This window comes from Streptomyces sp. enrichment culture (assembly GCF_964272895.1).
In the GTDB taxonomy this organism is placed as follows: domain Bacteria; phylum Actinomycetota; class Actinomycetes; order Streptomycetales; family Streptomycetaceae; genus Streptomyces.
In genome coordinates, this window is the sequence record NZ_OZ186832.1 from 4,387,411 (window position 1) to 4,398,417 (window position 11,007).

Genomic DNA, 11,007 nt, shown 5'->3' on the forward strand with positions numbered 1-11,007 from the left:
CTCAGTAACCCGCCCAGTACACCCACCGAACCCCACCCCAGGACACCCGCCATGCCGCGACGCCGCAGTTCAAGCTCGTCAAGCTCGACGGGAAGCCCCGACACCCCGCGCAACCGCACCCCGCAGCCGATACGTGTGCGGCGGCGGACGTTCGGGGACTTCGTGAAGGCGTTCTTCGCGTTCGTGGCGCTGGTGACGCTGGTCTTCGGCGTGCCGCTGGGGCTGGCGTCCCAGATCGGGTGGCCGCTGCCCGACGGGGCGCCCAGCCTGGACTGGCTGCAGCGCGAGATCTCGGTGGGGACGTTCCTGAACATCCTCACCGTCATCGTGTGGCTGGCGTGGGCGCAGTTCACCGCGTGCGTGCTCGTCGAGGTCAAGGCCGCCGTGTCCGGCGTAGGGGTACCGGGGCGGGTGCCCGGCGCCGGCCCCAGTCAGCTGCTCGCCCGGCAGCTGGTCGCCGCGCTGCTGCTGGTCGGCGCGACGGCGGCCTCCCTCACGCCGGGCCTGTCGCAGCTCGGGCAGAACCTGGAGGGCAACCAGCGGCCCACCGTCGCCGCGGCCCAGCAGACGCCCGGACTCTTCGCCCAGCAGCAGGAGCAGACCGCCTCCGCCGCGGCCGCCCTCGCCGAGCAGGCCACCGACGCGGCCGCCCACGCGGACAGCGGCAGCACCGCACGCAAGGGCGACACGAAGTACTACCGCATCCAGCCGCCCGAGGGCCGCCACCACGACTCCCTGTGGGAGGTCGCCGAACGCCACCTCGGCGACGGCCGCCGCTACAAGGAGATCTACCAGCTCAACAAGGACCGTGTGCAGCCCGACGGCTCCCGCCTGTCCGAGGCCAGCCTCATCCGGCCCGGCTGGATCATGGAGATGCCCGGCGACGCCGTCGGCGGCGAGCTCGTCGAGATGCCCGACGAGGCGGCCGGCGTCTCGCCCGAGGTCCGGCAGCAGATCCGCGACTACGCGAAGACCGGGGACCACGCCGAGCAGCGGCAGCCCGGCGGCGCTCACGGCGACACGCGCGTGTCCCTGCCCGAGCAGCGCCCCGCCCCCGCCCCCGCGCCCGCCCCGGCGCCCGAGGCCCCCCGGCACCAGGAAGACCAGGCCACCCCGGCGGCCGCCGACCGCGACTTCGGCCTCCCCGAAGCCCTCCTCGCCGCCCCCCTCCTCGCCGCCGGCCTCCTCGGCGCCCTCGGCCGGCGCCGCCGCCAGGCGCTGTGGCAGTCGGCGATCGGTACCGTCGGCGGGCGGCGCGGCATGGAGCCGCCCACCCCGACCGGCGCCGCCGCGGACGCCCAGGACGCGCTCCTGGTCGGCGCCGACCCCGAAGCCGTACACCTCCTGGACCGCTCGCTGCGCGGCCTCGCCGCCTCCCTCGCCGCCGAGTCCCGGCCGCTGCCCGTCGTCTACGCGGCCTGGCTCAGCAACGGCGCCCTGCACCTCCAGCTCGCCCAGCCGGCCGGCAAGCCGCCCGCGCCCTGGCAGCTCGGCCAGGACCAGACGTTCTGGGTGCTCGCCCGCGCCGACGCCGAGCGCTACGAGGACGCCGACACCGCCGCCCCGTACCCCGGTCTGGTCAGCCTCGGCACCATGGACGAGTCCCGGCTGCTGCTCAACCTGGAGGCCGTGCCCGGCATCGTCTCGCTCAGCGGGAGCGAGGCCGACCGGGCCGCCGTGTTCGCCTCCGTCGCCGCCGAACTCGCCACCAACGGCTGGTCGGACCGGATGACCATCACCCTCGTCGGCTTCGGCGAGGACCTCACCCCGCTCGCCCCCAACCGGCTGCGCCACCTCGACGGCATCGAGGATCTGATCGAGACGATGGAGGCCGAGACCCGCCAGCGGCGCAGCGCGCTCGGCGCCGCCGGACAGGACTCCGTGCTCACCGGCCGCACCGGCCCCGCCCAGCACACCCGCTGGGCCCCGCACCTGGTGCTGCTCGCCGCCGAGCCGTCCGCCGAGGACGCCGTCAAGCTCGCCGAACTCGCCGCCGACGCCGGCCGCCTCGGCATCGGCTACCTCGTCGGCACCGAGTCCGGCGATCTGCCCGGCGCCGCCTGGGAGATGGAGATCACCGGCGAGGGCAAGCTGCTCGCCCCGCTGCTCGGCCTCGAACTCGACGCCCAGCTGCTGCCCGTCGCCCAGCAGCGCGCGGTCGTCGAGCTGTTCACCGAGGCCGACCCCGACCACGGCCCCGACGGGCCCACCACCACGCCGCCGCCGTTCCTCGTCGACGTCAGCGAGCAGGGGCGCCCGGCGGTCTACGCCCGGCTCGTCGGCTCGTACGAGATCATCGGCCTGGACACGCCCGACGGCGACCGCAGCGCCCTGCTGCACGAGGCCCTCGCCCTGCTGCTCCTGCACCGCGAGGGCGTGCACCCGCGCGTGCTGGCTTCCGCCTTGTGGCCGCGCGGCGTCACGGACGACGTGCGCGACGCCCTCCTGGACCGGCTGCGCGACTGGCTCGGCGCCGACCCCGACGGCACGCCCCGTCTGGCCACCGACGCCACCGGCCGCCTCACCCTCGCCAAGTCCGTCGTCTCCGACCTGGATGTGCTGCGCTCGCTCTACCACGAGGCCACCCAGGGCAGGGGCGTCGGCAACCGCGCCGTGCGCGGGCGGCTGCTGACCGACGCGCTGGTGCTGGTGCGCGGCCCGCTGCTCGCCGACCGGCCCGAGGGCCGCTACCGCTGGCTCGGCCACGAGATCGTCGACGCCCAACTCCCGCTGCTGGTCGCCGACATCGGCCTCGCCCTGTCCGCCTTCCACCTGGAGAAGGACCGCGCCGAGAAGGCCATCGAGGCCCTGAACGCCGCCCTGCGCACCGCCCCGGCCGACGAGCGCCTGTGGAACGAGCTCCTGCGCGCCACCCACGCCACCGGCGACCCGTCCCGGCTGACCGCCCTCGCCGCCGACCTCCTGCGCCGCAGCGGGGCCCGCGGCCTCCCGCCGCGCACGGAGGCGCTGCTCGACGAGCTCCTCCCGGCGTGGCGCGACAGCGTCGCGGCCGTGGGATGAGCGACGTTCTGCTGGTCGTCGCCGCCGCGCTGTGGGGTGCGGCGGCGGGCGGTGCGCTGCCGCGGGCCGTCCACCGGTTCGCGGTTCCCTCCGGGGAGCCCTGGCGGGACCTGTGCCCCGGCGGGCACCCGTTGCGGGGATGGCTGGGCCGCGGCCGGTGCGCGGACTGCGCCGGCGAGGCCGTCCCCTCCGACGCCGGGTACGTCGCACAGACCGCGCCCGGACCGTCGTACGGCCCGAACGTCCTCCCCCTGACGGCCGTCACCGCACTCGTCTGCGCCGGCCTCGCCGCGGCCACCGGCGCGCGCCCCGAACTCGGCGTCTGGCTCCTCATGGCCCCCGTCGGCGTCCTGCTGGCTGCGGTGGACCTCAGGGTGAAGCGGCTGCCGGACCCCCTCACCCTCCCCCTCGCCGCGGCGGCCCTCGCCCTGCTCGGCGCCGCCGCGCTGCTGCCCGGGCACGCGGGGCGGTGGACGACGGCCCTGCTCGGCTCCCTCGCCCTGGCCGCCGGCTACGGCGTGCTGTTCCTGATCAACCCCGGCGGCATGGGCTTCGGCGATGTGAAGCTCGCCCTCGGCGCGGGCGCGGCCCTGGGCTGGTACGGCTGGCCGACGCTGCTGCTCGGCACCTTCGCCGGGTTCCTGCTGGGCGCGCTCTACGGCGGTGCGCTGGTGCTCGCCCGGCGCGCGAACCGCAGGACGGCGATCGCGTTCGGCCCGTTCCTGATCGCGGGGGCGTACCTGGGCGTGCTGGCCGGGGCGTCCCTGGCCTGACGTCGGGCCCGCCGAGCCGCTCGCGTACGCTGTTTGCGTCCGTCCACAACCCTTGACGAAAGGGACACCCGGTGACCGAGAAGGCCGACCTCCAGTCCGTCCTCGACCGAGCCGCCGGGGGCGGACGCATCACCCCCGAGGAGGCGCTCGACCTCTACCGGGACGCCCCGCTGCACGCCCTCGGCGCCGCCGCCGACGCCGTGCGCCGCCGCCGTTACGCGGGCGTCGAGCACATCGCGACGTACATCATCGAGCGGAACATCAACTACACGAACGTGTGCGTCACGGCGTGCAAGTTCTGCGCCTTTTACGCCCCGCCCAAGAGCGACAAGGGCTGGACCCGCGACCTGGACGACATCCTGCGCCGCTGCGCGGAGACCGTCGAACTCGGCGGCACCCAGGTGATGTTCCAGGGCGGCCACCACCCGGACTACGGCGTGGAGTACTACGAGGAGCACTTCTCGGCGATCAAGCGGGAGTTCCCGCAGCTCGTCATCCACAGCCTGGGGGCGAGCGAGGTCGAGCACATGGCCCGGATCTCCAAGGTCAGCGTCGAGGAGGCGATCCAGCGCATCCACGCCGCCGGCCTGGACTCCTTCGCGGGCGCCGGCGCCGAGCTGCTGCCGAAGCGGCCGCGCAAGGCCATCGCCCCGCTGAAGGAGAGCGGCGAGCGCTGGCTGGAGATCATGGAGACGGCCCACAACCTGGGCGTCGAGTCGACGTCCACGATGCTCATGGGCACGGGCGAGACCAACGCCGAGCGCATCGAGCACCTGCGGATGATCCGTGACGTCCAGGACCGCACGGGCGGCTTCCGCGCCTTCATCCCGTACCTGTACCAGCCGCAGAACAACCACCTCAAGGGCCGCACCCAGGCCACCATCTTCGAGTACCTGCGGATGATCGCGGTTGCCCGCCTCTTCCTCGACAACGTCGCCCACATCCAGGGCTCCTGGCTGACCACCGGCAAGGACGCCGGCCAGCTGACCCTGCACTACGGCGCCGACGACCTGGGCTCGATCATGCTGGAGGAGAACGTCGTCTCGGCGGCCGGTGCCAAGCACCGCTCCAACCTGATGGAGATGATCGAGATGATCCGGGGCGCGGACCGGGTGCCCGCCCAGCGCTCCACGACGTACGAGCACCTGGTCGTCCACGACGACCCGGCGAACGACCCCGTCGACGAGCGCGTGGTCTCCCACATCTCCTCCACGGCGATCGAGGGCGGCACCGCGCACCCCGAGCTGAAGATCCTCGCCGCCAACTGAGCCGTGCTGACCCTTCACATCGCTGAGGCATCCTTGGAGGCCGCCGTGCTGGTCGACGGCGCGCACATCGCCGCTGTCGGCCCCTACGAGGAGCTGGCCGCCGCCCGCCCGCAGGCGCGGGTGCGCCGCTGGCCCGGCATCCTCACGCCCGGCCTGCTCAACCCGTACGGCCCGGAGCTGCTGGAGCGGACGTACCACCCGGACCCGCGCGAGGCCGACCGGCTCGGCACCGATCCGATCGCCGGGCCGCGCGCGGAGGCCCTGTTCCGTGCGGACCCCTCCCGGCGCGGTGCCAGCGCCCGCCGGGGCGTGCAGCGGCTCCTCGCCCACGGCACCGTCGCCGTCGCGGGGGAGCTGCGCGACCGGGCCGTGCTGGACGCCGTACGGCGGGCCGGGCTCGCGGTGGGGCAGCGGCCGCCGTCGCTGCCGGGGCCGCCGTCCCTGTCGCCCCGGCCGCTGATCCTGCTGCCGCCCCTGGCGCCGGGCGGCCCCGCGCGGTTCGCCGTGTTCGACGTGCCCGACCGGGCGGGCCTGGTGCGTGAGGGCGCGGGGACGTGCGTGGCGACGGTGGTGGGCGGCCGGCTGGTCTACCGGCGCCGCTGAGCGCCGCAGGGCCCCTCACGGGGCCGCCTCCGGGCTGTCGTACCGCCTGCTGCCACAATGAACCCGTGACCCGCGCATCCCTGGACAAGCAGCCGCACGAAGTCGCCTCGATGTTCGACGACGTGGCGGAACGGTACGACCTCACCAACGACGTGCTGTCCCTCGGGCAGGCGCGCGGCTGGCGCAAGGAGGTCGCCAAGGCGGTCGACGCCCGCCCCGCGCAGAAGATCCTCGACCTGGCCGCCGGGACGGGCACGTCCTCGCGGCCCTTCGCGCAGGCCGGCGCCTATGTCGTGCCCTGCGACTTCTCCACCGGCATGCTCCAGGTCGGCAAGCGGCGCCAGAGCTGGATGCCGTTCACGGCGGGGGACGCCACCCGGCTGCCGTTCAAGGACGATGTCTTCGACGCCGTCACGATCTCCTTCGGCCTGCGCAACGTGCAGGACTTCGACGCGGGGCTGCGCGAGATGTACCGGGTGACCCGGCCCGGCGGGCGCGTCGTCATCTGCGAGTTCTCCCAGCCGACCTGGGCGCCCTTCCGCACGGTGTACACCGAGTACCTGATGCGCGCCCTGCCGCCGGTCGCGCGCGCGGTCTCCTCCAACCCCGACGCGTACGTCTACCTCGCCGAGTCCATCCGCGCCTGGCCCGACCAGCCCGCCCTCGCCGCACGGCTGCAGAAGGCGGGCTGGGCCGATGTGGCCTGGCGCAACCTGACGGGCGGGGTCGTCGCCCTGCACCGGGGGTTCAAGAAGGGCTGAGGGCCGCTCCGGGGCCGTACCAGCCCTGGGCGTCACCGCAGGGCCATGTACGGATCCCCCGGCTCGTCCAGCTCGCGTTCCAGCCCGCTGCCGCCCGGCCCCGGCAGGCGGGGCTCGCGGACGCCCCCGCCGCCGTCGCCCTCTCCCTCGCCGAAGTCGAACCACACGGTGACCACGGCGTCCCGCGGCACCTCGGCACCGGGCGGCGGGTACTGCCGGACGACGTAGTCGACGACCGTGAGATGGAAGTCCGGCCGGTCGGGCGCGGCCAGTAGGACGCCGTGCTCTTCTGCCTCGTGGCGCGCGTCGACGGCCATCAGGCCGACGAGTTTCGGCACGCGCACATCGGGTGTCTTGTGAGGTATGCGCACAGATGTCACCCCCAGCGGTACTGGAAGGGTAACCGCCCGGGGGTGGCGTCCGGAAGCGTCAAGTCGCTTTCTGTAGCGACTGATTACTCTGTGTCATGATTTCGGTCGGCGTCATGATTCCGGTCGGCGTCACGGCTCCGGTCGGCGTCACGGCTCCTGTCTGCGTCATAGCTCCAGCCGGTAGCAGTGCCCCTGCTGCTGCGACTCCGGGCTGACGAAGGTCTCCGCGAGCCGCATGCCGAGCCGCTGGGTCACGGCGATCGAGCGGGTGTTCCTGGCGTTCACCATGGCCACCACGCCGCCCACGCCCGCCGCGCGCACCCGTTCCAGCGTCGTCCGCGCGGCCGCCGTGACGTACCCCTTGCCCCAGTGGGCCCGCCCGAGCCGCCAGCCGATCTCTATCTCGCCCTTGGGTCCCCAGTCCGCCGGCCACGGCTGGGCTCCGGTGAAGCCGATGACCTCGCCGGACTCGTCCAGCATCGTCCACAGGCAGAAGCCCAGTTCGGCGTCGTGCCGGCGCTGCCGGGCGGTCAGCTCCTCGTACACGGACAGCTCCGCCGGTCTGCCGCCGTGGAACTCCATCACGTCCGGATCGGCGAAGACCCGGTGCCAGGCCACGGCGTCCTCGTCGGTGGGGACGCGCAGCCGTACTGCGGGGAGAGCTCGGTTCACGGGGCAGCCCTTCAGCCGGTTGATCAATTCTGCTGAATAGACTGCCCATGTCCAGTGCCGGTCGGCACGCAGATTTCGAGTCTTGGGGAGATCCCGCCGTGACCGAGCCCCTCTCCGAAAACACCGCCGACGTGATCGTCGTGGGCGCGGGGCCAGCCGGCTCCACGACCGCGTACCACCTTGCCAGGGCCGGTCTCGACGTCCTCCTCCTGGAGAAGACCGAGTTCCCGCGGGAGAAGGTCTGCGGCGACGGACTGACCCCACGCGCCGTCAAACAGCTGGTGGCGATGGGCATCGACATCTCCGAGGAGGCCGGCTGGCTGCGCAACAAGGGTCTGCGCATCATCGGCGGCGGCGTCCGCCTCCAGCTCGACTGGCCGGATCTCGCCTCCTTCCCGGACTACGGACTGGTCCGCAAGCGCGACGACTTCGACGAGCAGCTCGCCCGCCAGGCCCAGAAGGCGGGCGCCCGCCTCTTCGAGCAGTGCAACGTCTCCGGCCCGATCGTCGACGACCGCACCGGCCGCATCACCGGGGTGAAGGCCAAGCTGGGCGAGGACAAGCGCGAAGTCACCTTCCACGCCCCGCTGGTGGTGGCCGCCGACGGCAACTCCACCCGTCTCTCCCTCGCGATGGGCCTGCACCGCCGCGAGGACCGGCCGATGGGCGTGGCCGTCCGGACGTACTTCGAGTCCCCGCGCCACGAGGACGACTACCTGGAGTCCTGGCTGGAGCTGTGGGACCGCCGCGGCCCCGGCGAGGACCGGCTGCTGCCCGGCTACGGCTGGATCTTCGGCATGGGCGACGGCACCTCCAACGTGGGCCTCGGCGTGCTCAACACCTCCGACTCCTTCAAAGAGCTGGACTGGCGCGAGGTGCTCAAGGCATGGTGCGCGTCCATGCCCGAGGAGTGGGGCTACACCCCCGAGAACATGACCGGCCCGATCCGCGGCGCCGCCCTGCCCATGGCCTTCAACCGCCAGCCGCACTACACGCGCGGGCTGCTGCTCGTCGGCGACGCGGGCGGCCTGGTGAACCCGTTCAACGGCGAGGGCATCGCCTACGCCATGGAGTCCGGCCAGATCGCCGCCGACGTCATCGTCCAGGCGCACGCCCGCACCACCCCGGCCCAGCGCGAGACGGCGCTCCAGCGCTATCCGCAGGTCCTCAAGGACACCTACGGCGGCTACTACACCCTCGGCCGCGCCTTCGTGAAGCTCATCGGCAACCCCAAAGTCATGAAGATCGCCGCCCAGCGCGGTCTGACCCACCCGATGCTGATGCGCTTCACCCTCAAGCTGCTGGCCAACCTCACCGACCCGACCGGCGGCGACGCGATGGACCGCATCATCAACGGCCTGAGCAAGGTGGCGCCCAAGGCGTGACCCCCCGCGGCGTCGAGCGCCCTCGCACCGCTGGTGCGGGGGCGCTTTGCGGTCAGAGGGCGCACAACGGGCGAAAGGGGGACGGCGGGGGCATGCCCTCAAGAGGGTGCCCCGGCCCTCCAGGCGTCGGCTGACGGCGAAGGGCCGCAGCCCCCGAGCGGCTGCGGCCCTTCACCTCGTCCTGTACGCGGACGCGCCACGCGGCTCAGAGCACGCGCACCGCACCCGACGCCGGGTAGCCGGACAGGTCCTGGATGACGACGCCCTTGGACGGGTTGGCCGCGTCCAGGTACTGACCGTCGCCGATGTAGACACCCACGTGGTACGCGGAGCCCTTGCCGCCCCAGTACAGGATGTCGCCGACCTGGAGGTTGGAGGTGCCGACCTCGGTGCCGACCATCGACTGGTCCTGGGAGACGCGCGGCAGGTCCACACCGACCTGACGGAAGGCGGCCTGCACGAGGCTGGAGCAGTCCCAGGCGTCGGGGCCCGTGGCGCCCATGACGTAGGCGTCGCCGACCTGGGCCTTGAGGAAGTCGATGACGGTCGCGACGGAGCCGCTGGCAGGCGCCGAGACGGTCTCGGAGGCGTTGTCGGCGGAGCTCTCGGCGGAGGCGGACGCGACGGCGAGGGCCTCGCGCTCCGCGGCGCGGGAGGCGGCCTCCTCGGCGGCGGCCCGGCGGGCGGCCTCCTCCTCGGCCTTCTTCTTGGCGGCGGCCTTCTTCTTGGCCACGATCAGGTCCGCCTTGGCCTGCTTGGCGGCCTGGGCGGCGGCCGCGTCACGCTCGGCCTCGAGCTCGTAGTTCGCGGCGGCCAGCTCGGTCGCGTCCGCGGACTCGGCGACCTGGGCGGACAGGTCGGCCGTGAGGGTGGGCAGTTCGAGGGTCTGCGTCACCGGCTCGGCGGCGTTCGCCGAAGCCGCGGCGCCCGCCGCTGCCATGCTGAGGACGCCACCGGCAACTCCGGCGCGCATCGCGAGACTCTGCGACGCGCTGCGACGGGGCTTCCGGTGGCTGCGTATGTGAGCGGTGTGGGACATGAGAGCAATCGGTATCAGGGGCTCCTCCATACCTTCAAGAAACGTGTCCTGCGCCACAGTTGTTCAGCAGAGCCCCGTAATCCCGGGCGTGTCGTTCTTTATTGACGCCGTAACGGACATTGCGGACGCACCCTTGCAAGCCTGTGATCATGGGCTTTCATCGATACGTCCGGATTGCCCCGCGCCTACCACTGCTGGCGACCGTTGGCCAAGCCCGCTTCTCATCCCCCTCTCATGGATGTGGCGGAGGTCACGGAACGGTCACCGTGTCGGCCGCGTCTCGCGCGGGCAGGCGAGGCCGCCCCGCTCGTGAACGCGTGCACACGTCCACACCCGGCCCCGCCCCTCCCTCTGATGTGTGAACGGCGTCCACTACCAGGCGGTCCCGTCCAGAGCCAATTTGCATGCACGGGAAGCGTCTTGATATTGAGACGACCCCTCTGAGCTGCCCTGACGAGCGAAAATGTCACCTCTGGTGATCACTCGGACGCTTCGCGTACGAAGATCACCGCTCATCCGACTTCATGATCCTTCGTCAGGTGGTGGAGATCACAAAGCTTGTGGAATACCCCGTGTCGCAGATCACAGAGCCACGGGCATAAGATGCGAGGCAGTTGGGCTTGTGACCTGCTTCACATGTTCTCGATCTTGGCCCGGAACGCGAGGGGTTCAGGGGGCGGACGGGGCGGTTGTGAGCCCAGTGCAACCCGCCAGCAGTCAGTGCCGACTGAGAGGAGCGAGGAGCGGTGAACGCGTATGCGCCCATCCTCGTACTGGGAGCCCTCGGGGCAGGCTTTGCGATCTTCTCCGTGGTCATGGCCACGCTGATCGGTCCGAAGCGGTACAACCGCGCCAAGCTCGAGGCCTACGAATGCGGAATCGAGCCGACCCCCACGCCGGCCGGCGGCGGGCGCTTCCCCATCAAGTACTACCTGACGGCGATGCTCTTCATCGTCTTCGACATCGAGATCGTCTTCCTCTACCCCTGGGCCGTCACCTTCGACGCCCTCGGGGTGTTCGGGCTCGTGGAGATGTTGCTCTTCGTGCTCACCGTCTTCGTCGCCTACGCCTATGTATGGCGGCGCGGCGGCCTGGAATGGGACTGAGGGGCTGA

Annotated in this window: 10 protein-coding genes; 7 read left to right on the top strand and 3 right to left on the bottom strand. The window is 72.4% G+C overall.

Features of this window, described 5'->3' with window-relative positions; genetic code table 11:
- Positions 1-51 precede the first annotated feature (51 nt).
- The 5 genes from ACSU6M_RS19920 (at position 52) to ACSU6M_RS19940 (ending at position 6,426) form a co-directional block, all read left to right on the top strand.
- Positions 52-3,021 (top strand): BTAD domain-containing putative transcriptional regulator, encoded by a 2,970-nt coding sequence (locus tag ACSU6M_RS19920; RefSeq protein WP_437071101.1) that lies wholly within the window; start codon positions 52-54, stop codon positions 3,019-3,021.
- On the top strand, positions 3,018-3,794 hold the full coding sequence (locus ACSU6M_RS19925) for a prepilin peptidase (protein ID WP_437071102.1): 777 nt from the start codon (positions 3,018-3,020) through the stop codon (positions 3,792-3,794). The genes ACSU6M_RS19920 and ACSU6M_RS19925 overlap by 4 nt, the downstream gene beginning before the upstream one ends.
- A 71-nt stretch (positions 3,795-3,865) precedes the next feature.
- Entirely contained in the window at positions 3,866-5,062 is a 1,197-nt protein-coding gene (gene mqnC, locus ACSU6M_RS19930) for a cyclic dehypoxanthinyl futalosine synthase (RefSeq protein WP_437071103.1), read from the top strand.
- 3 nt (positions 5,063-5,065) lie between these two features.
- Positions 5,066-5,665, top strand: a complete 600-nt coding sequence (locus ACSU6M_RS19935) for an imidazolonepropionase-like domain-containing protein (RefSeq protein ID WP_437071104.1) — start codon at positions 5,066-5,068, stop codon at positions 5,663-5,665.
- A 65-nt stretch (positions 5,666-5,730) separates the two neighbouring features.
- Positions 5,731-6,426: a demethylmenaquinone methyltransferase gene (locus tag ACSU6M_RS19940; RefSeq protein WP_437071105.1), complete on the top strand. Its 696-nt coding sequence runs from the start codon at positions 5,731-5,733 to the stop codon at positions 6,424-6,426.
- Between the two features lie 32 nt (positions 6,427-6,458).
- Here the strand turns inward: ACSU6M_RS19940 and ACSU6M_RS19945 are convergent, their stop codons facing one another.
- Entirely contained in the window at positions 6,459-6,797 is a 339-nt protein-coding gene (locus ACSU6M_RS19945; RefSeq protein ID WP_437071106.1) for a PASTA domain-containing protein, read from the bottom strand.
- 165 nt (positions 6,798-6,962) lie between these two features.
- Positions 6,963-7,469, bottom strand: coding sequence for a GNAT family N-acetyltransferase (locus ACSU6M_RS19950; protein WP_437071107.1), 507 nt, complete (start codon positions 7,467-7,469; stop codon positions 6,963-6,965).
- A gap of 47 nt (positions 7,470-7,516) precedes the next feature.
- Between ACSU6M_RS19950 and ACSU6M_RS19955 the strand changes: the two genes are divergently transcribed.
- Complete coding sequence (locus tag ACSU6M_RS19955) at positions 7,517-8,854, top strand: geranylgeranyl reductase family protein (protein WP_437071108.1); 1,338 nt, start codon at positions 7,517-7,519, stop codon at positions 8,852-8,854.
- Positions 8,855-9,059: 205 nt separating this feature from the next.
- Here the strand turns inward: ACSU6M_RS19955 and ACSU6M_RS19960 are convergent, their stop codons facing one another.
- Positions 9,060-9,923 (bottom strand): C40 family peptidase, encoded by an 864-nt coding sequence (locus ACSU6M_RS19960; protein ID WP_437071109.1) that lies wholly within the window; start codon positions 9,921-9,923, stop codon positions 9,060-9,062.
- A 716-nt stretch (positions 9,924-10,639) separates the two neighbouring features.
- On the opposite strand from ACSU6M_RS19960, the gene ACSU6M_RS19965 reads away from it, so the two are divergent.
- Positions 10,640-10,999: an NADH-quinone oxidoreductase subunit A gene (locus ACSU6M_RS19965; protein WP_007383963.1), complete on the top strand. Its 360-nt coding sequence runs from the start codon at positions 10,640-10,642 to the stop codon at positions 10,997-10,999.
- Positions 11,000-11,007 lie beyond the last annotated feature (8 nt).